Raw genomic sequence first — 24431 nt, 5'->3', positions numbered from 1 at the left:
CGGAGCCATCGGCGAGAGTCTATGGCGCAGAGGTTGGCACGCTGTGGGAGCCCGGTGTGTCATCGGGCAACTGTGTACGCGGGTACGGGTGCGATCGGGCCGCATCTGTTAGCGCTAACAGCGGTGCGTTCACCACCGATCCGGTCGTGGACGGACGCCGATTCTCGTGCGTGACGCGTGTGAAAGAGGCTGCGTCACCCCAGCTCAGGAGAATGCTCTATGAGGAAATCCAGAGGGGCAAACGTCGCAGCGGTGTCGGCCGGTGCCGTTCTGCTGGCCTCGACGGCTGTCGCCATGGCGGCGCCAGCGGGTGCCGCAGCCGCCGGATGCTCGGTGGACTACAGCGTGTCGTCCCAGTGGCAGGGCGGCTTCGGCGCCAACGTCACGATCACCAATCTCGGCGATCCCGTCAGTGGCTGGACCCTGACCTGGTCCTACAGCGCCGGTCAGACCGTCCAGCAGGCGTGGAACACGTCGTTGACCCAGAGCGGCACCGCCGTCACCGCACGGAACGTCGACTACAACGGCGCCATCGCGACCAACGGGACGGCCTCCTTCGGCTTCAACGGCTCGTGGACCGGCAGCAACCCCGCTCCGACCAGCTTCGCGCTGAACGGAGTGGCCTGCACCGGAGGCACCGGACCCACCACCCCACCCCCGACCACCCCACCCCCGACCACCCCGCCACCGACCACCCCGCCTCCGAACGGCCCGGCGGACATCACCGTGAACAGCGCCACCAGGTACCAGACTGTCGACGGGTTCGGGGCCGCGACACCGATCTGGGGTGGCACCTGGTCGACTGCCGAGACGCAGACGCTTGTCGGGATGGGCGCCAACCAACTCGGTCTGTCCATCGTGCGGACCGGCCTCTCGCCGGTCTCCAGTGAGTGGCCGACCCAGGTGAACGCCCTGAAGACGGCGAAGACGTCGGGCTCGGGGGTAAAGATCCTCGCGTCGCCCTGGACGGCTCCGGCCGCCTGGAAGACGAACAACAGCCGGACGAACGGCGGCAAGCTGAAGACCGACTACTACGACGACTACGCCAACCACCTGAACAGCTACGTCCAGTACATGCGTAACCAGGGTGTGGCCATCGACGTCACCTCGGTGCAGAACGAGCCGGACTGGCACCCGGACTACGACTCGATGGACTGGAGCGGCACCGAACTCCGCAACTTCGTCCGTGACCAGGGCGCGAGGGTGCAGAACACCAGGCTGATGGTCGCCGAGGCGGTGAACATGAACTACGGCTTCACCGATCCGACCCTGAACGACACCACCGCCCGGAACAACATCGGCTACATCGGCGGCCACCTGTACGGCACCGAGGACTCGGGTCGGCTGAGGCCGTACTCCCTGGCCGAGCAGTACAACAAGCCGGTGTGGATGACCGAGTGGAACTACCACGAGGCCGACGGCAGCGGCTCGAACATCTGGGGCAACCCCAGCAACCTCGCCGTCTGGAACGAGACGCTCGACGACATCATGCGGACCGTGCACAAGTCGATGGAGTCGAACTGGAGCGCCTACATCTGGTGGTACGGCAAGCGGTACTACTCCTTCGTCGGCGACGGTGAGGCGGCGTACGGCACCACGGCCGGCGCCCCGCTCAAGCGCGGGTACGCCTTCTCGCAGTACGCCAAGTTCGTCCGCCCCGGCTACCAGCGGGTCGCCCTGACGAAGAGTTCCAAGGCCTCGCCGCTGGAGGTGACCGCCTACCAGGGCGACGGGAAGATCACCCTGGTGATCCTCAACCGGTCGAACAGCGCGGTGAACAACGCGGTGATCCAGGCGCCGCAGAACGTCACCCGGGCGGAGCACTACCTCACCTCCCAGAACGCCAACGCGGCAAGTCAGCCGACGAGCGTGAACGGAGGGCAGGTCACCGTCAACGTCGGCCCGCGCAGCATCTCCACAGTGGTGTTCACCCTCTGACGGAGACGCCGGGCCGGCCGGGCGTGCGGGTGTGGCGGATCGTCCGCACCCGCACGCCCGATCGTGGTCCCGACGGGGCGGGAGCGGCACCTCTCCGTCCCACACTCCACAGCGATATTTAGTGAGGGTCGTCGATATTGACGTGAGCCGTCGGCGGCGACAGGATCTTGGCACCACCCCCACCGTGATCCCGTCTGTGAGGCGTCATGACCCGTCCCCGCCTTCCGTTCCTGCGCGCAGCCGCACGCCTGGCCGCACTCGCCACGGCCACCGCCGGCGTGCTGTTCACCGTCGCCACACCCGCGAGCGCCGCCGTGCCCACCGGCCGCTACGTCGCTCTGGGTGACTCGTACACCTCCGGCCCGCTGGTTCCGACGCAGATCGACCTGAACTGCCTGCGGTCCAGCCGCAACTACCCGGCCGTGGTGGCCGCGTCCGCCGGCTCCTCGTCGTTCGCCGACGTGAGCTGCTCCGGCGCCACCACGGACGACATCCTCTACGGCGGCACCGGCCAGTTGGGCATCACGCTGCCGCCGCAGCTCAGCGCGGTCACGTCGAACACCGCCCTGGTCACCGTGCAGATCGGCGGCAACGACATCGGCTTCGCCGGCATCATCGGCGACTGCGCGGAGGCCAGCCTCAGCAGCCCGCTCGGGCAGCCGTGCAAGGACCGCTACACCGCCGGAGGCGTCGACCAGTTGCAGGCCCGGATCACCGCCACGGCGCCGAAGGTGACGAGCGTGCTCCAGGGGATCCGCCGGGCCGCGCCGGGCGCGCGGGTCGTGGTGCTCGGCTACCCGGCGATCGTGCCGGACAGCGGGTACGGCTGCTGGCCCGTCGTTCCGATCGCCTACCAGGACGTGCCGTACCTGCGTGCCGTCGAGAAGTCGCTCAACGCGATGCTTGCCAACACCGCGGCCGCGAACGGCGCCACCTACGCCGACGTCTACACCCCGTCGATCGGCCGCGACGCGTGCAAGAGCAGCGGCACCCGGTGGGTCGAGGGACTCGTGCCGCAGAACGCGGCCGCCCCGTTCCACCCGAACGCCCGCGGTGAGCAGGGCATGGCCACCGCGCTGCTCGCCCGTCTCAACAGCTGACCGGACACGCGGTCGCCCGAGCCGGCCCCCCTTCTTCGCGAAGGCGGGCCGGCTCGGCCGCGTCGGCGCTGGTCCGGGCGATCAGGCGGGTGCGGGCAGGCTGTCCATGAACGAGCTGACCGAGAAGACGGCCCGACCCGCACCGGCCGGCCCGTAACCGGGAGGGCTGGAGAGGCCGTGGGCGTCCATCGTCGCCCGGTAGACCTCCAGCAGGCGGACGTGGTATTCCAGCGGCGCGCCCTCGGGGTTGGCCCGTCCGAGCGGCGTGGTGGGCTCCGGGCACCAGGTGGTGAACCGGGGCGTGATCCCGCGCGACATGAAGTACTCCAGCCCTTCGGCCGTGGAGTCGATCGCCTCCTCGACGCTCGTGAAGCCGTGCGGGGTGGCCATCTCGACGCCCGCAACGAAATTCGGGATCACGTTGCGCGGGCCGAACACCTCCGCGGAGTCGAGGATCCGGCGATGCCACTCCTCCCGGCCGACGTACCGCTCCTTGCCCGGGCAGTACAACTCGAACAACCGCTTGTCCCACACCTCGTAGTTGGGGTGGTAGATGCGGATCCCGTAGTCGTGGAACCGTTGCACGTCGGCTCGGGGGAGTGCCTGTGCGACGACCTTGCCGATCCACCGCCCCGGGAACCGTTCCTCGATCGCCTGCGCGTACTGGCCGTAGAAGTCCGCCTCGGCCAGCCCGCCGACGTGCGAGGTGATGCTGCCGCCGGTGAGGGTGTACGCCTGCGAGACCCGCTCGGTGTCGTACCGGTCGATGATTTCCAGGGCCTCCAGCACCTCGTCGACGGGCTTGACGCCGGTGTAGGGACGACCCGCCTGCTTGTGCTGCCGCCAGTTGTGGTTGATGTCGCAGTACTGGCACTCCTCCTTCGCCCCGAAGTACTGGCAGACCCGGAACGCGGTCAGGTAGATGAGGTAGCCCCACTGGATGGTCGGGGCGACCTCCATCACCGACTTCCCGTTGGCGAGCATGTGCCGGTAGTAGTTCGGCATCGGCGGTAGTCCGACGTCGGCGATCGGCCGTCCGTCCAGGAACAACCGCAGCCGCCCATCGCTGTCGGTGCGGACGCGGTACGGAGACCCGGGATTGGTCCGGACCGAGACGACAGTCCGGCGCAGCTCGTACGGCCCACCGGTGAGAACGATCTCCTCGGGCGGTCGGCGCAGCGCGGCGGTCCCCAGTTCCGGAAGCGTCCGGTGGTCGAAGGAGAAGATGAAGTACGACTTCGGCTTGACGTCGCCGTTCTCGTTGTCGGTCAACGCCGCGTCGTCGAAGGCGAGGCCGCCACGCAGCAGGTCCTCCTTGATGACCGCCTCGCGGGGCACCTGCGGGAATCGGCTCATCAGTTCTTCGACGAGGTTGGTACGCGACGTCATGCGGGTCCTTCCGATCGGGTGTGCCGGACCGGGTGGCGCGCGGCCACCCGGTCTCGACGGTTCAGCTCTGCTTGGTCTCCCAGAAGATCTTCGAGATCTCGTCGATCTTCGCGAGCAACTGCTCCGCGACGGCCGGGTCCGCAGCCCCCTTCGCGCCGCCGGCGCCGGCGAGCTTGGTGGCCTCGTTGAAGAGACCGTGCAGGTGCGGGTACTTCTCGAAGTGCGGCGCCTTGAAGTAGTCGGTCCACAGCACCCAGAGGTGGTGCTTGACCAGCTCGGCCCGCTGCTCCTTGATGATCAGCGACCGGGTGCGGAACTCCGGGTCGTCGCTTGCCTGGTACTTCTCCGCGATCGCCTTGATCGACTCGGCCTCGATACGGGCCTGGGCCGGGTCGTAGACGCCGCACGGGAGGTCGCAGTGGGCGCTCACGACGGTGCGCGGGCGGAACAGGCGGGGCAGGTGCATCGGAATCCCTCCAACGGCGAGCAACGTGATCCACGGCGGAGGTTAGGACCTCAACCGCGCTTCATGTCAACCTCCGTCGTCGTCGGCCCGCCGCACACCGATTGTGCCGCTCCTGCTCCGGCCGCACCCGGGGGAACGGCGTGTGAGAATCGTCGCCGTGACCGGCGTGACGCGGAGCGCCTCGTTCCAGGCCGACGTCACGCGGCGAGGCGGGTGATCGCCGCGACCGACAGGTCCACGTCCGCCTCCGTGGTGGTGGCGTTCGACACCGAGATGCGCATGAGTCGCCTGCCCCGCCACGTCGTACCGCCCGCCCAGCAGGTCCCGTCCGCCTGCACCGCGGCCACCACCCGGTCGGTGCGCACGTCGTCACCGAAGTCGACAAGCACCTGGTTGAGGACCACCTCGTTGACCACCTCGAACCCGGCCGCGGTCAGACCCTCGGCGAACCGGCGGGCCAGGGCGCAGCAGCGGTCCACCAGGGCCGCGAGCCCGTCGCGCCCCAGCTCGCGCAGGCCGGCCCAGACCGCGAACCCCCTGGCGCGGCGCGAGGACTCGGCGGTGAGTTCCGCGCCCGCCGGCACGCCACCGGAACCGACGAGGTACGCGGCGCTCAGGGACATCGCCGCCGCGTGCGAGCCGGGCCGGGCGCAGAAGGCGAAGGCGGTGTCGTACGGCAGGTTGAGCCACTTGTGGCCGTCGCAGGCCCACGAGTCGGCCAGCTCCAGCCCGTCCACGAGGTGACGGGTGGTGGGACTCGCCGCGGCCCACAGGCCGAAGGCGCCGTCGATGTGCACCCAGGCGCCGTGCCGGTGTGCCAGCTCGCAGGCTTCCCGCAACTCGTCGCAGGCGCCGGTGTTCACGTTTCCGGCCTGGAGGCACACGATGGTGGGGCCTACGGGGCCGGCCCGCAGGACGTCGCCCAGTGCCTCGGGGTCGATTGCGCCGTTCGGTCCGGCCGGCACCTGCCGCACCGCGTCCAACCCGAGGCCGAGCAGGCGCAGCGACCTGTCGATGGTGGCGTGTCGCTCCGCTGCGGCGACCACCCGGACCGGCGGCGCGCCGATCAACCCGCGTCGTTCCACGTCCCAACCCGCGTCGGCCAGCACCTGGTGCCGCGCGGCGGCGAGCCCGGCCGTGTTGGCGGCCTGTCCGCCGGTGACGAAGCCGACCGACGCGGTCGCCGGTATCCCGAGCAGCTCCTTCAGCCACGCTCCGGCGGTGGCCTCGGCCGCGATGGCGGCCGGCGAGGTGACGGCGTTGAAGGCGAGCTGGTCCCAGCCGACGGCGAGCATGTCGGCGGCGGTCGCCGCCGGTAGCGCGCCACCCACCACGAAACCGAAGTAACGCGGGCCGGCGCTGGCGACCAGCCCGGGCTCGGCCGCGGCGAGCAGGTCCGTCACCACCCGCTGCGCCGGGGCCGGTGCGGCGGGCAGCGGACCGGAGAACGCCCGTGCCAGCCCGGCCTGGTCGGGCGGCGCGACGGGCCGGTCCGGAAGCGACAGTCGGTAGTCGGCGGCGTGGTCGGCGGCCAGGCGGAACAGCTGGGTCAGGTCCTCCATCGACGCACCCTATCCCCGGTCGGGAACCGGTCGACTACCACTGTCGCGGCGAGGTGTCCGTGGCCGGGCGAGGATTTTGCGATGCTGTGGCGGTTCACCTGATGACATCACCCGATTCGAAGGGGGCACCGCGATGGCGAAGGTCATCTCCACGCTGTTCATCTCGGCCGACGGTGTGGCCGAGATCGACCCCGACTGGCACTTCCCGTACTTCGACGACAACATGGGGCGCGCGGTCGGCGAGGACTACGACGCCGCCGACGTCCTGGTCATCGGCCGCGAGACGTACGACAGCTTCGCCGGCGCCTGGCCGGACCGGGAGGCCGCCGGCGGGGAGGACGCGTCGTTCGCCAAGCAGCTCGGCGACGTACGCAAGATTGTCGTCTCCCGCCAGCCGCTGACGTTCTCCTGGCGCAACTCGGAACTGCTGGCCGGTGACCTCGTCGACGTCGTGGCCGCGTTGCGGGCCGACGCCGGCAGCAAGGGTGTCCTGATTCCCGGGTCGATCTCGGTGGTGCAGCAGCTTCTCGCCGCTGGACTGGTCGACGAGTTGCGCCTGCTGGTGCATCCGGTCGCCGCGCGCAAGGGCCGCAGGCTGTTCGACGACGGCGAGACGCCGTACCACCTGAAGGTGACGGCGACCGAGGTGTTTCCGACGGGCGTGATCCGCGTGATCTACGCGCCGACCGCGGCGCCCGGCGCCGTCGGCTACGACGAGGTCAAGGACCAGGTGCCGGCAGGAGACTGACGTCTTCGCCGTCGCCCGTCCCGGACCGCCGGCCCCACTCGACGGTGACGGTTCGAACCGGCCCCGCCGCTGTGTCGCGACGGGGCCGGTCGGAGCTGTCCGGACGCTCGCCGTTGTCAGGCGATCGTGCAGGCCGCGCCGTTGAGGGTGAACGAACCCGGCCCGGCGGTGTTGCCGGTGTGCGTGGCCTGGAAGCCGATGGTGACCGACCCGTTCGGCGGGATGCCCGCGTTGTAGGCGACGTTGCGGGCCGTCACCTGCCCGGAGGCGGGGGAGTAGGAGGCGTTCCAGCCCGAGGTGACGCTCTGCCCGCCGGGCAGGGTGAACACCAGGGACCAGCCGTTGACGGCGCTCGCGCCGGTGTTGGTGATGGTGATGTTCTCGGTGAGCCCGGTGTTCCAGGCGTTGATGGCGACACTCACCCGGCAGGCGCCGGAACCCGGCGGCGGCGTCGTGGGCGGGGGCGTGGTGGGCGGCGGCGTCGTGGGCGGCGGCGTGGTGGGCGGCGGCGTGGTGGGCGGGGGCGTCGTGGGCGGGGCGGACAGGCCGAAGAACGCGACGGCCGCCGCGGCCATGCCGCCGGCCGGCAGGCTGTGCCCGGCCCCCTGGATGCTGTACGCCTCGACCTGGACGGTGCCGGCGGCGTCGGCGTACCTGCGCCGGTTCCAGTTGGCCTGCGGCGTGTCGGTGGAAGTCGGTGTCTGGCTGAGACCGAACACGTTTGTCCACTGCTCGATCGTCTCCTGAAGGAGCGAGTACGGCACGAGCGTGTCGTTGGTGCCGTGCCACAACTGCACCCGTGGGCGGGGGCCGGTGTAGCCCGGGTAGGCCTGGCGGACCGCGTCACCCCACTGCTGCGGGGTGCGGTTCATGGCGCCGCCGGTGCACTGGCTGCTCGTGGGCGGGTAGTCCGCCGCGTTGGCGAAGCAGTTGAAGGGAACGCCCATGAACGCGGCGCCGGCCTTGAACACGTCGGGGTACAGGGCAAGCATGTGGTTGGTCATCATGCCGCCGGACGAGCTGCCGGTGGCGTAGACCCGGTCGGCGTCGGCGCCGTACTGCTGCTGCGCGTACCGGATCATGGAGATGATCGACACCGGGTCGCTGCCGCCGCCGCGACGCTTGGCGGCGTCCGACCAGGTGTCGAAGCAGTTGCCGAACCCGGCCTGCTGGGTCGCGCTCGGGTAGATCACGATGAATCCGTACCTGTCGGCCTGTGCGGCGAACTCGCTGCCGGAGTAGAAGCCGGGGCCGGACCCGCCGCAGCCGTGCATGGCCACCACGACCGCCGGCCGGGCCGGACGGGTGTCCGGCGCGTAGACGTGCATGCGCATCCGGCCCGGGTTGTCGCCGAAGCTGGTGACCTCGACCAGCGATGCTGCGTACGCGGGCCGGATGGTGGGAACCATCAGGCCGGCGGCCACCAGCGACACGGCGAGGCCCAGTAGTAGCAGTTTCCTTCTGATTGTCACGGGGACGACTCCTTCGATCACCTGTGCGGGCTGGGACTGGCCGCGCGTTCCGGTCGCGGGCGTGCCCGGCCGCCCGCGTGATCGCGCATCGCCTGGTACGTGTGCATGCCCTGCCGGCTCCGTACGGGATCGCGTAGCAGATAGTGTTCCCTCAGGACGGATAAGTGTCAATCGATGTACCTCGATCAAGAATGTGGGCGGGTCCGCCGGCGTTCGGTTTAGAGTCGGGACAACGTCCCCGAGTCGAGCCCGGAGGGCCTGTGGCGAGCCCGTTCGACATCGAGGAGATATATCCGGACGACGGGGAGCACTCGCTCCGGCTGCCCCGGCGCCAGGCCGGCAACTCGCCCCAGGGCGTCGCGGTGACCCTGCTCGCCGACTACACGGTGCGGACCCGCGCCGCGCTCCCGTCCGCAGCGATAGTCGCGCTGCTCGCCGAGTCGGGGGTGACCACTGCCGGCGCGCGGACCGCGATCAGCCGGCTGTCCCGTCGGGGCGTGCTGGAGGGCAGCCGGCACGGCAGGCGCAGCTCGTACCGGCTCAGTCGTGCCGCCGCCGCCAACCTGTCCGCCGGGGCACAGTGGATCCTGACCTCCACCGCCGCGACGACGTCGTGGGACGGGTGCTGGACGACTGTCGCCTTCTCGCTGCCACAGGACCGCGGCGCGCAGCGGCGGGCTCTGCGCGGCCAGCTCCGGTGGCTCGGGTACGCGCCGCTGTACGACGGACTGTGGATCTCACCGTACGAGCTGACCCCACCGGCGCGGGAACTGCTCGGTCAGCTGTCGGCGGGCCGGGTCACAGTGTTCCGCGGCCGGCAGTCCGCGCTCGACACGACAAGCCAACGAGCGCCCATCGAGGCCTGGGACGTCGAGGCGATCAGCGGACACTACGAGGTGTTCCTGCGGCGGTGGACGCCCCTGGTCCCACTCGTACAATCGGGGCGGGTCGACGGCACGGCCGCGGTGCGGGCGCGTACCGAGGTCATGGACACCTTCCGGCGCTTTCCCATCCTCGACCCGCAGCTGCCGCTGGAACTCCTTCCGGTCCGATGGCCCCGGCGGCCGGCCCGGGAGCTGTTCGCGGCCGTCTACGACGGCCTCGCCGAGCCGGCCGAGCGGCACGTCCGAGCGGTAGTCGCGCGGTTCACCGACGGCGCGGAGCCGGGCGTGCGGGCGCACACCACCACGGACCTCGTGACGGGAGTACGCGGCGACGAGAACCCGGGACGTGGCTGCCGGGACGGGACGGCCGGTTGACGATCAGCGGGCCGTCGACCGGGCATCGCGTCGGTGGCGCGCTGTGTACCTTGTGGAGACGACGTGGCGATGGGAGGCCCGGGGTGACGTTCCGCAGCGGAGATCTTTCGGCGGCAGACCGGATCGACACCACTGTCGCGCACCCCGCCCGCAGGTACAACTACCTGCTCGGTGGCAAGGACAACTTCGCCGCCGACCGGCAGTCCGGCGACGCCCTCGCGGCCGCCATGCCCACCATCCGGCTCGCCGCCGTGGAGAACCGGATGTTCCTGCACCGCGCGGTGCGGTTCCTGGCGCAGCAGGGTGTGCGCCAGTTCCTCGACATCGGGACGGGCATCCCGACCGCCGACAACACGCACGAGGTCGCCCAGGCGATCGACCCGACGGCGCGGGTCGTCTACGTCGACAACGACCCGATCGTCCTCGCCCACGCCCGTGCGCTGCTCAACAGCACGCCCGAGGGCCGCACGACCTACCTCGACGCCGACCTGCGTGAGCCCGAACGGATCCTCGCCCATCCGGATCTGCGCGCCACGTTGGACCTCACCCAGCCTGTCGCGTTGATGCTGGTGGCCATCCTGCACTTCATCCGCGACGACGAGGGCCCCAGGAGCATCCTCGACCGCCTCGTCGCCGCGCTTCCGTCCGGCAGCTATGTCGTCGCCTCGCACGTGACCTGGGAATATCTGCCGCCCGAGGTGACCGCGAAACTGGAGGCGAACAACCAGGACGGCCGGTTCCAGGCCCGCACCACCGAGCAGTTCGCGGGCCTTCTCGACGGGTTGGAGCTCGTCGAGCCCGGCATCGTCTCGGTGTCGCGGTGGCGTGCCGACGACGCGCCCCAGCCGCGGCCATCCGTGCGGGACGTGTCGTTCAACGGCGCCGTCGCCCGGGTCAGGTGACGGGCCGCAACCGGTACGCGCTCCAGTCATCGACCGTCGTCACCGCGTCGAGCTGGGCTGCGACGTGGTCGGTCGCCGCGACCCAGCTCGACCAGGTGAACGTCAACTCGGGCCAGGGGCACCAGCATGTCTACCTGGAGGGCGACAGTCACGCGGCGCGCAGGACGGCTCCGGCGGCTGACCCGTCGCGCTCGCACCGCCCCTGTTCCGGCGGTGTCCGTCACCCGGGCAGGTCGGAGCCGCGTGCGGAGGCGATGACCCGCCCGCGCTCCGACTCGGGAAACCGGTCGAGCATGGCGCGCACCTCGGCGGCACTCACGTTCGCTCCGAACAACTCGCTGCCCGGTTCGAGCCGTACCCCGTCGGCGAGAGCGCCGGCGACGACCGGGTCGAAGCCGAGAGCGTCGACGAGGGACGCCACGGCGGCGAGATCAGCGGGGTCGTCGCCGGCGATCGCGATGGCCTTGCGGCCGGCGGCTCCGGCCGGCCGCGCCTCGTCCTCGAGATCGTGGTAGCCCATGTGGTTGAACGCCTTGACGACCCGCGCGCCGGCCAGGAACGCCTGGACGATCTCGCTTGACGACGTGCGCGGATCGGTCAGGTCGTCGCGGATGCCGTCGACCTCCCACCAGTAGTTCATCGCGTCGACGACGAGCTTGCCGCGCAGCGCCTCGGCGGGGATCGCCCGGTACTTGCCCAGCGGCAGGGCGAGGATGACGACGTCGGCGTCGGCCACGGCGTCGGCCGATGTGGTCGCGGTCGCCCCGGGGGTGAGCACCTCGATGGTGAGGGCGATCTTCGCCGGGTCGCCGGAGCCGGCGACCAGCACCCGGTAGCCGGCGACGAGCGCGAGCCGGGCCAGGACGGTACCCACCTTGCCGGCCCCGAGGACGGCGAGGCTCTGCGGCCGGTCGTTGACGTTCATGTCTTTCCCCTCCAGGGTGCCGGTGCGGTGGTTCAGCCGGCCAGGATGTCGCGGACCATGGGGATCACCCGGGAGCCGTAGAGCTCCACGGCACGCATCCGGGCGCTGACCGGCTGGGCTCCCGCCGTGTAGATGAGGTCGAACCGGCCGACGCCGAGGCTGCCGATGGCGCGGGCCATCCGGCGGGCCACCGTCTCCGGTGAACCGATGTACAGCGAGCCGTGCTCCACCTCGGAGTCGAACTCCTCGCGACGGATCGGTGGCCAGCCCCGCAACGCGCCGATCCGGTTCCGCATGACCCGGTAGTGCGGCCAGAACACCTCTCTGGCCTCCTCGTCGGTGTCGGCGATGAAGCCGGGTGAGTGCATCCCGACCGGGTGCGCGGTGGTGCCGAGCTGGTCGGCCGCCCGCCGGTACAGGTCGATGTAGGGCGCGAACCGCTCCGGAGCGCCGCCGATGATGGCCAGCATGAGCGGGAAGCCGTACTGCGCGGTGCGGACGACGGACTGCGGCGAGCCGCCGACACCCACCCAGGTGGTGAGGTGCCCCGATTCGGTCTTCGGGAAGACGTCGGCGTCCTTGAGGGGCGCACGGAGAGTGCCGCTCCAGGTGACCGGCTTCTCGTCGAGGAGCTTCGCGAACAGCTCGATCTTCTCCTCGAACAGCGTGTCGTAGTCCGCCAGGTCGTAGCCGAACAGGGGGAACGACTCGGTGAACGAGCCGCGACCGAGGATCACCTCGGCCCGGCCGTTTGACAGCGCGTCGACTGTGGCGAAGCGTTGGAACACCCGGACCGGGTCGTCGGAGCTGAGCACCGTCACGCCGGACGAGAGCCGGATCCGCGAGGTACGCGAGGCGATGCCCGCCAGCACTGTCTCCGGCGTCGACACCGAGTACTCCGGCCGGTGGTGCTCGCCGAGGGCGATCACGTCGACGCCGAGGTCGTCGGCCAGCACCGCCTCGTCGACGACCTGACGGATCGCCGCGGCGTGGGAGACCGGCATCCCGTTGTCGTCCTGCGGTACGTCGCCGAAGGTGTCGAGGCCGAACACGAGGTCAGACATGGGTGGGCTCCTTCGTCAACAGCTCCCGGACCCGCGGCGCGACCTCGCTGCCCAGCAGCTCGATGGTGCGCGCGCGTGCCTCGCGAGGCAGGTGCATGATGTCGTATTTGAGGTCGAATCGACTCAGTCGCAGATCACGGGCCATGGTGGCGATCTTCTGGGCGACCGTCTCCGGGGACCCGACGAACAACGCTCCGTTGTCGATTTCGGCCTCGTAGCGTGCGCGGTCCGGTTTGTAGAAGCCGCGCTCCTCGGCGAGCCGCGCCACCGTCGGCTGCCAGTACCGCCACCATGTTTCCACCGCCTCCTCGTCGGTGTCCGCGACAAGGCCGAGTGAGTGCTGCCCGATCGGCTGTACGGGGTTCCCGAACTGCTTGAGTGCCTGGAGGTAGAGGTCGACATGGCCGGCGAACCGCTGTGGCCGTCCGCCGATGATCGCGAGCATGAGCGGCAGTCCGTGGCGGGCTGCGCGGACCACCGAGTTGGGGCTCCCGCCGACACCGATCCAGGTCGGGATACCGCCCGGGCGCATGCGCGGGTGAAGTCGCGTGTCGACCAGGGGAGTCCGCACGGTGCCGGACCAGGTGACCGTTTCGTCCCGTTGGAGTCGGACGAAGAGGTCGAGCTTCTCCTCGAACAACCGCTCGTAGTCCGCCAGGTCGTAGCCGAACAGGGGGAACGACTCGGTGGCCGACGCCCGCCCGAGGACCAGTTGGGCCCGACCGTCGGACACCGCGTCGAGGGTGGCGAACTCGTGGTAGAGGCGTACCGGATCGTTGGTGCTGAGCACCGTGACCGAGGTGCCCAGACGGATCCGGTCGGTCGCCGTCGCCATGGCCGCGAGCAGCACAGGTGTGGCCGAGTCGTTGTGGCCCTCCCGGTAGTGCTCACCGAGGCTGAAGATGTCGAGGCCCACCGACTCCGCGAGTCGGGCCTCGTCGACGAGCAGTCGTACCGTCTCGGCGTCGGTCAGGGTCCGGTCGCCGTCGGTGGCCACCTCCCCGAACGAGTTCAGCCCCAGTTCGAAGCGTTGAGCCGTCATTGTCTCCTCCTCGGCGCTCCTGCCGGTGACCCGCGGGAAGCGGCCCTCCCTGTTGACGTGTCAATGATGTTAACCTGCCGATTGACGCGTCAATTCCATGGAGACTGACATGACCAGCGCCACACCCGAGCGGCGGAGGGGACGCCAGCTGCCGACCGCGGACGAGCTACGGATCTGGCGGGACTTCATCGAGACGACCGAGGCCCTGAGCTCCCGGGTCAGCACCCGCCTCCAGGCCGACTCCGCGCTCTCGCCGGGGGACTACGTGGTGCTGCTCGCCCTCAGTGAGGCGCAGGACCGGCAGATGCGTTCCTCCGCGCTGGCGGCCCACATCGGCTGGGAGCGCAGCCGGCTCTCCCACCATCTGGCCCGGATGGAGCGCCGGGGGCTCATCCGCCGCCAGGAGTGCCCCACCGTCCCCCGTGGGTCGGAGGTGCTCCTCACCCCGGCGGGAGCGGACGCCTTCCGGAATTCCACCTTTCCGCACCTGCGCGCCATCCGGGAGTTGTTCGTCGACGCACTGACGCCGGATCAGCTCCGCGCGGCCGGCGAGATCGCCGCGGCGCTGCGCGCCCACCTCGGCGCGCGGGGCGAGGACTGACGGCTACGGCGTCGGCGGTGATGCGGTGAACGCGCACCGCGGCCCGGGTGCGGCCAGTAGCGTGGTGATCGTCGACCGTGACTCCCGCACCCACACCAGGAGGCCGCGATGAGCCCGAAGGCCACGCCGGGTGACGCGAGCGCGATGTCGCGTATCGAGACCCTCGACGTGAAGGTCGAGGTGGTCGTCATCCCCGTGTCGGACGTCGACAGCGCGAAGCGGTTCTACGAGAGCCTCGGGTGGCGCCTCGACAAGACGCCCCCCGGCATCGTCCAGTTCACGCCGCGCGGCTCCGCGTGTTCGGTGCAGTTCGGGTCGCAGCTCACGTCGGCGACGCCCGGCTCGGCAACGGCGTACCTGGTCGTGTCCGACGTCGAGGCGGCCCGCGACGCCCTGCTCGCCGTCGGCGTCGAGGTCAGCGGCGTCTTCCACGTCGGCCCGGACGGGCCGGTCGACGGGCCGGATCCCGAGCGTCGCAGCTACTTCTCCCGCGCCACGTTCCGTGACCCGGACGGCAACACCTGGCTCGTGCAGGAGATCACCACCCGGCTCCCCGGACGGATCGAGGGGGGAGTGACGTCGTACACCTCGGACAGCGACCTGGCGGGCGCGCTGCGGCGCGCGGCCGCCGCCCACGGTGAGCACGAGAAGCGCACCGGTACGACTGACGAAAACTGGCCCGACTGGTACGCGGCGTACATGGTGAGCGAGCGGTCGGGGGCGAAGCCGCCCGAGTGATCCGGGCCGGCGGTCAGCCGTCCTTGTCGGCGAGGTGCCACACCTCCGGCACGGGAACCCACCAGTCGTCGCTTCCCTCCGGGGCCAGCGACTCCTGGCACGGCTCGGTCAGCTTCCACCACTCCTGCGTCTGCGGGTCGGCGGCGATCCGCGCCTGGTCGGCGGCGTGGTCGTCGCCCACGTACTCGTAGTAGCCGAACAGCAGGTCGTCGTGCAGGAAGATGCTGAAGTTGCGCATGTTCGCCTGCCGCAGGGTCTCCTCGACGGCGGGCCAGACGGCGGCGTGCAGCCGAAGGTAGGTCTCCCGGTGCTCCGGCCGGAGCCGGATGACCATTGCGTGTCGTCGCATCTCACGCCTCCGCGATAGTGGACAGGGGCGTCGGCACGCGCCTGGGCGCGCCTGCCCCTGCCGGACGCCGCGACCATACCGACCCGTCCGATGGCCGTCGAGACGCGCGCGTCGTATCGATGGCAGTCGTTTGACGTATGACGTTGTGAGCGCTAACTTCTGACTCGCGGGTCGCGTGGGCCGCCGGGGGCCCGGATGCGCGGCAGCGCTCCACCGGGCCGGCCGCATCCCGCCCGCACCACACCCCCCACCGTGCTGACGCCACCATCGGACGCCGGCACACACGCCAGGGCACGCGCGTGCGTCTCGCCCGTGGGTGACCCCTACCGAAGGAGTGACCATGAAGGCCATCGGTGAGGCTCGTCCCGCCTCTCGACCGAGACGTCGCTGGCGGTCGGCGTCGGCCGCGGCGGCCGCCGCGGTCCTGACCGCCGGCACGCTCGTCGCGGTCGACGCGGCGCCCGCGGCGGCGGCGACAGTGGACACCAACGCCTCGTACGTCCTGGTGAACCGCAACAGCGGCAAGGCGTTGGACCTGTACGGCTCGGCCACCAACGACGGCGCGCGGATCACGCAGTGGACGCGCAACAACGGCGCGAACCAGCAGTGGCAGTTCGTGGACTCGGGAGGCGGCTACTACCGGCTGAAGTCCCGGCACTCGGGCAAGGTCCTCGACGTGTCCAACTTCTCCACAGCCGACGGCGGCACCGTCGTGCAGTGGTCCGACCTCAACGGCACGAACCAGCAGTTCCGCCTGGCCGACTCGGACGGCGGCTACGTTCGGCTCATCAGCAGGCACAGCGGCAAGGCCGTGGAGGTGCAGGGCGCCTCCACCGCCGACGGAGCGAACGTCGTGCAGTACTCCGACTGGAACGGCGCCAACCAGCAGTGGCAGCTCGTCCCGACCGGCAGCACCGAGCCGCCGCCGTCGGGCGGCAGCGGGTGCGGCAAGGCGCCGACGCTGGCCAGCGGCACGCACACGATCCAGAGCAACGGCAAGAGCCGGACGTTCATCCTGCGGGTGCCCGCGAACTACAACAACAGCAACCCGTACCGGCTGATCTTCGCGTTCCACTGGCGGGGCGGCACCATGCAGGACATCTCCTCCGGCGGCACCAGCGGGGCCGCGTGGTCCTACTACGGGCAGCAGGAGCAGTCGAACAACAGCGCGATCCTGGTCGCGCCCCAGGGATTCGGCAACGGCTGGGGCAACGCCGGCGGCGAGGACATCACCTTCGTCGACGACATGATCAGCCGGATCGAGAGCGGCCTGTGTGTCAACCCGCGGCAGCGGTTCGCCCTCGGCTTCAGCTGGGGTGGCGGCATGAGCTACGCCGTGGCCTGCGCGCGGGCCACCGTGTTCCGGGCCGTCGCGGTCATCTCCGGCGCGCAGATCAGCGGGTGCAGCGGCGGTACGCAGCCCATCGCCTACTTCGGGCTGCACGGCATCTCGGACAACGTCCTGAACATCTCCCAGGGGCGGGCGCTGCGCGACACGTTCGTCCGGAACAACGGTTGCACCGCCCAGAACCCGCCAGAGCCGGCGGCGGGCAGCCGGACGCACATCACGACCACCTACTCCGGCTGCCGGTCGGGTTATCCGGTGCAGTGGGCCGCGTACGACAACGGCCACATGCCCGGACCTGTGGACGGGACGTACGCCGAGAGCGGCATCACGACCTGGACCAAGGGTGAGATCTGGAGGTTCTTCTCGCAGTTCTCGTGACGTCGGTCGGCGTCAGGCGGCGGCGTCCGCTCCCGTGTGCCGGGGGGCGGGCGCCGCCGTACCGTCCGCGACGGTCAGCGCTGGAGGCGGACCGGCTTGCCCGAACCGCTGCGGCGGACCAGCCACGCCTCGGTGATGTGGGTGAACATCGCCTCGGCGGCGCCGTCCGGATCCTGTGCGGCGATGCGCTCGTAGATGCGCCGATGACCCTTGTTGGAGGCCACGCACAGGGACCGTTCGGTCCGCCCCATGTAGCGGGCGGTGTTGATGACCTGGCTCTCCAGCGCCCGTACGACGCCGCGGGCGATGCGGTTGCCCGACGCCTGCATGATCGTGTCGTGGAAGGCCCTGTCGTGCTCGTGGTAGGTGACCTGGTCGTCGACGAGTTCGTCCATCCGGTCCACCTGGGCGCGTAGCCGCTCGACGGTCTCCGCGTCGGCGAGCCGGGCGGCGACGTTCGCCATGTCGGACTCCAGCACCCGCCGGGTGACGACGAGGTCGTCGAGGATGGCGAGGCTGTCGTCCACGGCGATGGTGGCCGCCAGGACCAGCTCGTCGAGCATGTGCCAGTCCGACTCGGGGGTGACCATGGTGCCGGCGCCCTGGCGGACCTGGACCAGCCCCTTCTCCTGAAGGATCTTCACCGCCTCCCGGACGACGGTCCGGCTCACCGAGAAGGTCTCGCAGAGGATCGGCTCGGGAGGTAGCGACGTCCCGGACGGGTGTACGCCGCGGACGATGCGCTCCACCAGTTCGGCGGTGACCGCCCTGGCGAGGTTGGCCGGTCGATGAACCCACGCCGGGGTCGCCGAGTTGTTCAGGGCTGTCTCCTGCGGTGGCGTCATGTCCCCCTCCGAACTGCTCGCCGTGGCACGACGTCCGGCTCAGTGTACGGCCGACTATTGACGTCACACGTCATACGAGTTACCTTCCCGTCAATATTGGCTCGCGGGACGCCCGCCGGCCACCCCACTTTCAGAGGTGACAACTGATGAGACAGCGAGCAATGTGGTCGGCCGTCCTCGTTGTGAGCCTGGCCTTGGCCGGCTGTGGAAGTGCCAGCGATTCGGGAAAGTCCACCACTTCGGACGGCAAGCTGGTGGTGTGGGACTTCAAGTCCGGTGAGGCGTTCGCCAAATCCTATCTGGACAAGGCGAAGGCGGACTTCAAGAAAAAGCACCCGGACGTCACTGTCGAGTTCGTCGCGCAGCCGTTCGACCAGTACTACACGTTGCTCGGAGCGGCCATCCAGTCCGGCAAGGGCCCGGACGTCATGATGTTCAACGGCGGCGGCCAGATCCGCGACCGGGTGGACGCGCTCGTGCCGCTCACCGACTACGTGGCCGAGGACAAGCAGCGCCTGGCCGGCTGGGACGCGTTCACCAAGGACGGCAAGATCTACGGCGGCCCGGTGACGCTGCAGGGCTATCCCATCTACTACAACAAGGGGATCTACGAGAAGGCCGGTCTCGACCCGGCGAGCCCGGCGACCACGTGGGACAGGTTCGTCGCCGACTGCGCCGCCATCGCCAAGGCCGGCGCCAAGTGCTTCGCCCTCGGCAACAAGGAGGGCGTCGGCATCCAGTTCTGGCTCTCCAGCCTGGGCTCGACCACCCTCACCTCCCAGGAGTACGACGCCTGGATCGCCGGTAAGCGCGACTGGAACTCGGCGAACGTGAAGCGGATCTTCCAGCTCTGGAAGGAGGCCGCCGACCGGAAGATGAACAGCGACGGGGCCAACTCGACGGCCATGTTCAACGACTCCTTCGCGTTCTTCCAGTCCGGCAAGGCCGCCCACGTCATGGGCCTGATGTCGGATGTCGGGCACTGGCAGGACTTCAACGAGTTCCTGACCCCGGAGAAGCTGGGCGTCATGAAGCCGCCGATCGTCACCGCCGGCACCACGCCGAGCCTCCCGTACGACGGGGGCATCGGCTACGCGGTCGCCAAGTGGACGAAGGACCCGAAGGTGGCCGCCGACCTGGTGCGTTCCCTGACGTCGACCGAGGCGCTCAACGCCTTCTACTCCGGCGCGGGCGCGATCGTCGCCGACACCACAATCGACGTGTCGCAGGCCGGCCCGGCCGCCGCCACGATCGTCGGCGAGCTCAAGAGCGGTAAGCCCGCCCTGCACGTGGCGCTCTCCTCGAAGACGATCGACCTGATGGGACGCCTCTCCCAGCAGCTGCTCAGCGGCTCGATCACCGTCGACGAGGTGGTGAAGCAACTGGCCGCTTCCGACCAGGCGGGCTGAGCACGTGCCGATCGGAAACACGCACCCGTCGGTCCGTCCGGCTCCGGCCGGGCGGGCCGGCGGGCCCGCAGTCACCTCGTCCACCCGGCGCGGCGGCACCCTCCGCCGTCGCGCCGGCGGCGGTGCCGGGGCCGAGCGCCTCGCCCCCTACATCCTGGTCGCCCCGGCCGTGCTGATCATCGTCCTGCTGCGGCTCTACCCGCTGGTCCTGGGGGTCAACTTCTCCTTCACCGGCGACGGCGCGCAGAACGGGACGGCCGTCGGGTTCGGCAACTACCGGGAGCTGTTCGCCGACCCGCTGTTCCGGACCGCGCTGAGCAACGTCGGGCTGCTGGTGCTGCTGCTGCCGGTGGCGGTGGCCATCCCCGGCCTGCTCGCCACGTTCATCTACCTGCGGGTGCCCGGGCACCGCTTCTACCGCAGCGTCTACTTCTTCCCGGCCGTACTGTCCCCGGTCATCGTCGGCGCGATCTTCAACCTGCTGCTCGCCTTCGACGGCCCCCTCAACGCCGTCCTCGGGGCGGCCGGGGTCGGCCCGATCGACTGGCTCGGCGACCCGAGCGTCGCGATGTTCATGGTGGTCGGCGTGCACATCTGGGCCACCTTCGGCATGGCTCTTGTGGTGTTCCTCGCAGGGTTCGCCACCCTGGACGCCGCGCTGCTGGACGCCGCACGTGTGGACGGCGCGTCGATGCCCCAGGTCGTCTGGCACGTGATCGTTCCGAGCCTCTCGCGCACCATCCAGTTCGTCTTCGTGACCACGATGATCGGGATGCTGACCTCGATGTTCGGGCTGCTCTACGTGATGACGAGCGGCGGGCCGGAGGGTGCGACGTACCTGCCGGAGTTCTACATCTGGAAGCAGCAGGGCCAGATGAACAGGCCGGCTCTCGCGTCGGCCGCGTCGACGGTCCTCTTCATGATCATGCTCGTCGTGGGGCTGTTGCAGATCAAGCTGCTCGAGCGCTCCGGAAAGGAGGACTGATGCCTCGCCTCCGCCTGGGACGATGGCTGATCGCCATCCCCATGTCGCTGCTCGCCGTGGCGACGATCTACCCCCTGCTGTTCACCGCCAACGTCGCGATGAAGACCCGCCGGGACTACATCCTGGACCGGTTCTCTCTGACCGACACCCTGCGGTGGGAGAACATCGACACCGCCTGGAACAGCGTCGGCATGGGCCGCTACTTCGCCAACTCGCTGTTCGTGGTGACCTCGTCGGTGGTCCTGCTGCTGCTGCTCGGGTCGATGGCCGGCTTCGCCCTGAGCCAGCTGCGGTTCCGTGGCTCGTCGACGCTGTTCCTGGGATGCCTGGCCGGACTCTTCATCCCGTTCCAGGTGATCATGGTGCCGCTCGCCAGGATCATGTCCGACACCGCGCTTATCGACACGTACCCCGGTCTGATCCTCGTCTACGTGGCGCAGTTCCTGCCCTTCACCGTCTTTTTGATGACCAGCTACTACCGGGGCATCCCGCCGGAGATCGTCGACGCCGCCCGGATCGACGGCAACACCGTGTACGGCGTGTACCGCAGGATCATGCTGCCCCTGGGCACCCCCGCGCTGCTGTCGGTCGGCATCCTCAACGCCCTGTTCTGCTGGAACGACGTCCTCATGGCGCTGGTGATGATGCCCTCGGCCGAGCACCGGACGCTGATGGTCGGGGTGACGTCCCTGCGCGGGCAGTACTCCGACAACATCCCCACCTTCGCCTCGGGCGTTCTGATCGCCGCGATACCCGTCCTGTTGGTCTACCTGTTCCTCCAGCGCCAGATCGCCGACGGCGTCGCCGCCGGTTCCACGAAGGGTTGACATGCGGATCACTGGATATCGGACACTCGCCACGGTCCAGGAATGGGGGCGGCCGGTCGGCGATGCCAACGGCGTCTTCGCCGACGGGGTGGTCCCGGTGTCGATCGTCATCGTCGAGACCGACGAGGGCATCTCGGGGGTCGGCCTCGGGCCGCACGTCGAGATCGAGCGGATCTTCGCCGCCGTCGAGGGTGAGGATCCGCGGGCGGTGACCACGCTGTACGACCGCATGCTGCGGCACACCTTCAAGGCGGGCCACGCGGGCCCGGTGTTCGGCACCATCGGCGCCATCGACACGGCCCTGTGGGACATCAAGGCGCAGGCCGTCGGGGAGCCGCTGTGGCGACTGCTGGGCGGACGCGACAGGCGGGTACCCGCCTACGCGTCCGGCCTGGACATCGGGCTCACCGACGACGAACTCGTCGCGGAGTACGAGGTCTACGCCAGCCACGGCCTGCGGGCCGCCAAGCTCAAGGGTGGCCTGGACATCGAGCGCGACAGGCACCGCCTCGCCCTGGTCCGGGACGTGCTGACCGAGGCCGGGAACGGGCTGCGGCCGGGTCTGATGCTCGATGTGAACGAGGCGTGGACCCGCAAGCAGGCGGTCCGGCACGTGGTGGAGATCGAGCGCGCCCTGGACCTCATCTGGATCGAGGAGCCGGTCCGGCGCTGGGACGCCGAGGGCCACGCGGCGGTCGGCCGGGGGATCAACGCGTCGGTCGCCACCGGGGAGAACCTCACCGGGCTCGAACAGTACCGGCCGCTGATCGCCGCCGGCGCGGTCGACATCGTCCAGATGGCTGCCGTCTGGGGCGTCACCCACTTCCTGCGGGCATCGGCGCTGGCACACGCCCACGACCTGCCGGTCAGCCCGATCGGCAACAGCCCGATCGGGCTGCTGCACGCGGCGACATCGGTCCCGAACCACCTGACCAGCGAACTTCAGGACCTGCGCCCACCGGTCGGCGTCACAGTCGACCACCACGTCGAGGACGGTGCGTTCGTTCTCGCCGACACACCCGGACTGGGAGTCCGCGTCGACGAGGAGCGGATCCGGGCGGCCAGCCGCCGCCCGCACGCGCAGACGGCCGAGAGCCCCAACGTCCGGCCGGAACGGGCCGGGCGCCGGTTGCTGGCAGGAGTCGACGGCGTCTCCGCCCGCAAGGTCCCCGTGGTGCCGCTGAACTCGCACAACGAGGTGTCGTCCACCGCACGTCACTGACAACACGTGAGCTGACCACCCACCCGGTCGGGACGAACGGCGTTCCGACCGCCGAGTTGGAGGATCGATGAAGGCAGTCGTCTACCGGGGTGCGCGAGACCTCAGGGTCGAGGAACGGGAACCGGAGGCACCGGGCCGAGGCCAGGTGCGTATCGAGGTGGCCTACACCGGGATCTGCGGCACCGACCTGCACATCTACCACGGAGACATGGACGCGCGGGTCGGCGCGTCGGCGATCATCGGGCATGAGATGTCCGGACGGATCGCGGCAGTCGGCGAGGGCGCCACAGGCTTGACCGTCGGCCAGGCCGTCACCGTCATGCCGGCCCGGCCGTGCGGGGAGTGCGCCGCCTGCCGACGCGGGCTCTCCCACATCTGCCACTCCATGAACTTCCTCGGCATCGACTCACCCGGCGCCATGCAGTCCTCCTGGACGGTGCCGACGGACCTGGTCCTGCCGCTGCCCGAGGATCTGCCCCTGGACCACGCGGCGCTCGTCGAACCGGTCGCCGTCGCGGTGCACGACGTCCGCCGGGGGAACGTGAGCGCCGACGACCAGGTGGTCGTGGTGGGCGGCGGTCCGGTCGGGGTGCTCATCGCCACCGTCGCGCGGGGTCGGGGGGCGCGCGTGCTCCTCGTCGAGCCGGACCCGTTCCGCCGCGACGTGGCGGGCAGGATCGGGGTCGAGGCGGTCGACCCGACGACGACCGACGTCGTGGCACTTGTCAACGATCGGACCGACGGCGCGGGCGCCGACGTGGCGTTCGAGGTCTCCGGCTCCGCAGGCGGTGTCGCCACCGCGGTCGACGTCCTCACCACCCGGGGCCGGCTGGTGATGGTGGCGATCCACCCCAGGCCGCGCGAGGTCAACCTGCACCGGTTCTTCTGGCGCGAACTGGAGTTGCTGGGCGCACGCCTCTACCAGCGCGACGACGTGGTGGAGGCGATCCGGTTGGTCGCGTCCGGCGCGATCCCGGCCCGGCAGCTCATCTCCCGGGTCGAGCCCGTCGAGGCGGCCGACGCCGCGTTCACGGCGTTGGAGAGTGGCGGCGTCATGAAGGTCCTGCTCGACCTGTCGGAGGGAAACCGATGACCCTGTTCGACCTGACCGGACGGACCGCCGTGGTGACCGGCGCCCGGCGCGGGATCGGGCTCGCGATGGCCGAGGCGCTGGCCCTGGCCGGCGCCGACGTCATCGGGGTCTCCGCCCAGCTCGAAGCCGACGGCAGCGAGGTGCAACGCCTGGTGCGCGCGGCCGGCCGCCGGTTCACCGCCCTGCGGGCCGACCTCGCCGACCGGGCAGCCGTGCACCGGCTGAGCCGGGACCTCACCGCCCTCGGCCCCATCGACATCCTGGTCAACAACGGGGGCACGATCGCCCGTACGCCGGCCGTCGACCATCCGGACGAGATGTGGGACCACGTGATCGAGGTCAACCTGAGCAGTCAGTTCGTGCTGAGCCGGGAGATCGGCCGGACGATGGTGGAGCGTGGCCACGGCAAGATCATCTTCACCGCGTCGCTGCTGAGTTTCCAGGGCGGCATCACCGTCCCGGGCTACGCGGCGTCCAAGTCGGGCATCGCCGGGCTCACCCGCGCGCTGGCGAACGAATGGGCGGGCCACGGGGTGAACGTCAACGCCATCGCCCCCGGCTACATCGCCACCGACAACACCCGGGCCCTGCGCGAGGACCCGGAGCGCGAACCGGCGATCCTTGCCCGGATCCCGGCGGGCCGGTGGGGTCGCGCCGACGACCTCGGTGGTGCCACGGTGTTCCTGGCGTCTGCCGCGTCGGACTACGTCAACGGGATCGTGCTGCCCGTCGACGGCGGCTGGCTCGGCAGGTGACGGGAGCGCCCCGG

23 protein-coding genes are annotated in these 24431 nt (G+C 70.1%); 14 read left to right on the top strand and 9 right to left on the bottom strand.

Features of this window, described 5'->3' with window-relative positions; translation table 11 throughout:
- Positions 1 to 219: 219 nt before the first annotated feature.
- The gene (locus tag ACZ6N8_RS26070; protein ID WP_466013137.1) at positions 220 to 1938 is read left to right on the top strand and encodes a cellulose binding domain-containing protein; all 1719 of its coding nucleotides are present in this window, start codon (positions 220 to 222) and stop codon (positions 1936 to 1938) included.
- A gap of 206 nt (positions 1939 to 2144) precedes the next feature.
- Complete coding sequence (locus tag ACZ6N8_RS26065) at positions 2145 to 3038, top strand: SGNH/GDSL hydrolase family protein (protein ID WP_466013136.1); 894 nt, start codon at positions 2145 to 2147, stop codon at positions 3036 to 3038.
- Positions 3039 to 3119: 81 nt separating this feature from the next.
- On the opposite strand, the gene ACZ6N8_RS26060 is transcribed toward ACZ6N8_RS26065, so the two are convergent.
- From ACZ6N8_RS26060 to ACZ6N8_RS26050, 3 genes are all read right to left on the bottom strand, one after another.
- On the bottom strand, positions 3120 to 4427 hold the full coding sequence (locus ACZ6N8_RS26060) for a radical SAM protein (RefSeq protein ID WP_466013135.1): 1308 nt from the start codon (positions 4425 to 4427) through the stop codon (positions 3120 to 3122).
- A 61-nt stretch (positions 4428 to 4488) separates the two neighbouring features.
- On the bottom strand, positions 4489 to 4893 hold the full coding sequence (sodN, locus tag ACZ6N8_RS26055; RefSeq protein ID WP_466013134.1) for a superoxide dismutase, Ni: 405 nt from the start codon (positions 4891 to 4893) through the stop codon (positions 4489 to 4491).
- Between the two features lie 197 nt (positions 4894 to 5090).
- Positions 5091 to 6455, bottom strand: coding sequence for a pyridoxal phosphate-dependent decarboxylase family protein (locus ACZ6N8_RS26050; RefSeq protein ID WP_466013133.1), 1365 nt, complete (start codon positions 6453 to 6455; stop codon positions 5091 to 5093).
- A gap of 133 nt (positions 6456 to 6588) precedes the next feature.
- Between ACZ6N8_RS26050 and ACZ6N8_RS26045 the strand changes: the two genes are divergently transcribed.
- Complete coding sequence (locus ACZ6N8_RS26045; protein ID WP_466013132.1) at positions 6589 to 7203, top strand: dihydrofolate reductase family protein; 615 nt, start codon at positions 6589 to 6591, stop codon at positions 7201 to 7203.
- Between the two features lie 116 nt (positions 7204 to 7319).
- Here the strand turns inward: ACZ6N8_RS26045 and ACZ6N8_RS26040 are convergent, their stop codons facing one another.
- The gene (locus ACZ6N8_RS26040; RefSeq protein WP_466013131.1) at positions 7320 to 8675 is read right to left on the bottom strand and encodes an extracellular catalytic domain type 1 short-chain-length polyhydroxyalkanoate depolymerase; all 1356 of its coding nucleotides are present in this window, start codon (positions 8673 to 8675) and stop codon (positions 7320 to 7322) included.
- Positions 8676 to 8935: 260 nt separating this feature from the next.
- Here ACZ6N8_RS26040 and ACZ6N8_RS26035 point away from each other — a divergent pair, with 260 nt between their 5' ends.
- Both ACZ6N8_RS26035 and ACZ6N8_RS26030 read left to right on the top strand, forming a co-directional pair.
- Complete coding sequence (locus tag ACZ6N8_RS26035) at positions 8936 to 9934, top strand: PaaX family transcriptional regulator (protein ID WP_466013130.1); 999 nt, start codon at positions 8936 to 8938, stop codon at positions 9932 to 9934.
- An 83-nt stretch (positions 9935 to 10017) separates the two neighbouring features.
- The gene (locus tag ACZ6N8_RS26030) at positions 10018 to 10836 is read left to right on the top strand and encodes an SAM-dependent methyltransferase (RefSeq protein ID WP_466013129.1); all 819 of its coding nucleotides are present in this window, start codon (positions 10018 to 10020) and stop codon (positions 10834 to 10836) included.
- Positions 10837 to 11056: 220 nt separating this feature from the next.
- On the opposite strand, the gene ACZ6N8_RS26025 is transcribed toward ACZ6N8_RS26030, so the two are convergent.
- Genes ACZ6N8_RS26025 through ACZ6N8_RS26015 form a run of 3 tightly spaced genes read right to left on the bottom strand, consistent with a single transcriptional unit; the run spans position 11057 to position 13867 of the window.
- Positions 11057 to 11761 (bottom strand): NADPH-dependent F420 reductase, encoded by a 705-nt coding sequence (locus ACZ6N8_RS26025; RefSeq protein ID WP_466013128.1) that lies wholly within the window; start codon positions 11759 to 11761, stop codon positions 11057 to 11059.
- Between the two features lie 32 nt (positions 11762 to 11793).
- Entirely contained in the window at positions 11794 to 12825 is a 1032-nt protein-coding gene (locus ACZ6N8_RS26020; RefSeq protein WP_466013127.1) for an LLM class flavin-dependent oxidoreductase, read from the bottom strand.
- Positions 12818 to 13867 carry an LLM class flavin-dependent oxidoreductase gene (locus ACZ6N8_RS26015; RefSeq protein ID WP_466013126.1) on the bottom strand — a complete coding sequence of 350 codons (1050 nt, stop codon included), beginning with the start codon at positions 13865 to 13867 and terminating at the stop codon, positions 12818 to 12820. The genes ACZ6N8_RS26020 and ACZ6N8_RS26015 overlap by 8 nt, the downstream gene beginning before the upstream one ends.
- A 109-nt stretch (positions 13868 to 13976) precedes the next feature.
- Here ACZ6N8_RS26015 and ACZ6N8_RS26010 point away from each other — a divergent pair, with 109 nt between their 5' ends.
- Together ACZ6N8_RS26010 and ACZ6N8_RS26005 are read left to right on the top strand one after the other, a co-directional pair.
- Positions 13977 to 14468: a MarR family winged helix-turn-helix transcriptional regulator gene (locus ACZ6N8_RS26010; RefSeq protein WP_466013125.1), complete on the top strand. Its 492-nt coding sequence runs from the start codon at positions 13977 to 13979 to the stop codon at positions 14466 to 14468.
- 108 nt (positions 14469 to 14576) lie between these two features.
- Complete coding sequence (locus ACZ6N8_RS26005; RefSeq protein ID WP_466013124.1) at positions 14577 to 15206, top strand: VOC family protein; 630 nt, start codon at positions 14577 to 14579, stop codon at positions 15204 to 15206.
- 13 nt (positions 15207 to 15219) lie between these two features.
- On the opposite strand, the gene ACZ6N8_RS26000 is transcribed toward ACZ6N8_RS26005, so the two are convergent.
- The gene (locus ACZ6N8_RS26000; RefSeq protein WP_364363430.1) at positions 15220 to 15555 is read right to left on the bottom strand and encodes an L-rhamnose mutarotase; all 336 of its coding nucleotides are present in this window, start codon (positions 15553 to 15555) and stop codon (positions 15220 to 15222) included.
- A gap of 340 nt (positions 15556 to 15895) precedes the next feature.
- Between ACZ6N8_RS26000 and ACZ6N8_RS25995 the strand changes: the two genes are divergently transcribed.
- Complete coding sequence (locus ACZ6N8_RS25995; RefSeq protein WP_466013123.1) at positions 15896 to 17281, top strand: RICIN domain-containing protein; 1386 nt, start codon at positions 15896 to 15898, stop codon at positions 17279 to 17281.
- Positions 17282 to 17355: 74 nt separating this feature from the next.
- Here the strand turns inward: ACZ6N8_RS25995 and ACZ6N8_RS25990 are convergent, their stop codons facing one another.
- Positions 17356 to 18126, bottom strand: a complete 771-nt coding sequence (locus ACZ6N8_RS25990) for a FadR/GntR family transcriptional regulator (RefSeq protein ID WP_364363436.1) — start codon at positions 18124 to 18126, stop codon at positions 17356 to 17358.
- Positions 18127 to 18272: 146 nt separating this feature from the next.
- On the opposite strand from ACZ6N8_RS25990, the gene ACZ6N8_RS25985 reads away from it, so the two are divergent.
- The 6 genes from ACZ6N8_RS25985 to ACZ6N8_RS25960 all read left to right on the top strand — a co-directional run bounded on the left by ACZ6N8_RS25985 (position 18273) and on the right by ACZ6N8_RS25960 (position 24417).
- Positions 18273 to 19535, top strand: coding sequence for an ABC transporter substrate-binding protein (locus tag ACZ6N8_RS25985; protein WP_466013122.1), 1263 nt, complete (start codon positions 18273 to 18275; stop codon positions 19533 to 19535).
- Positions 19536 to 19539: 4 nt separating this feature from the next.
- Positions 19540 to 20520 carry a carbohydrate ABC transporter permease gene (locus ACZ6N8_RS25980; RefSeq protein ID WP_466013121.1) on the top strand — a complete coding sequence of 327 codons (981 nt, stop codon included), beginning with the start codon at positions 19540 to 19542 and terminating at the stop codon, positions 20518 to 20520.
- Positions 20520 to 21347 (top strand): carbohydrate ABC transporter permease, encoded by an 828-nt coding sequence (locus tag ACZ6N8_RS25975; protein WP_466013120.1) that lies wholly within the window; start codon positions 20520 to 20522, stop codon positions 21345 to 21347. Before ACZ6N8_RS25980 ends, ACZ6N8_RS25975 begins: the two co-directional genes overlap by 1 nt.
- A gap of 1 nt (position 21348) precedes the next feature.
- Positions 21349 to 22569: a mandelate racemase/muconate lactonizing enzyme family protein gene (locus tag ACZ6N8_RS25970; protein WP_466013119.1), complete on the top strand. Its 1221-nt coding sequence runs from the start codon at positions 21349 to 21351 to the stop codon at positions 22567 to 22569.
- A gap of 67 nt (positions 22570 to 22636) precedes the next feature.
- Positions 22637 to 23662, top strand: coding sequence for a zinc-dependent alcohol dehydrogenase (locus ACZ6N8_RS25965; RefSeq protein WP_466013118.1), 1026 nt, complete (start codon positions 22637 to 22639; stop codon positions 23660 to 23662).
- On the top strand, positions 23659 to 24417 hold the full coding sequence (locus tag ACZ6N8_RS25960) for an SDR family oxidoreductase (RefSeq protein WP_466013117.1): 759 nt from the start codon (positions 23659 to 23661) through the stop codon (positions 24415 to 24417). The genes ACZ6N8_RS25965 and ACZ6N8_RS25960 overlap by 4 nt, the downstream gene beginning before the upstream one ends.
- The last annotated feature ends 14 nt before the right edge of the window (positions 24418 to 24431 follow it).

The organism is Micromonospora sp. NPDC047521, assembly GCF_055587305.1.
This window is presented reverse-complemented; position numbering and strand designations above follow the sequence as displayed.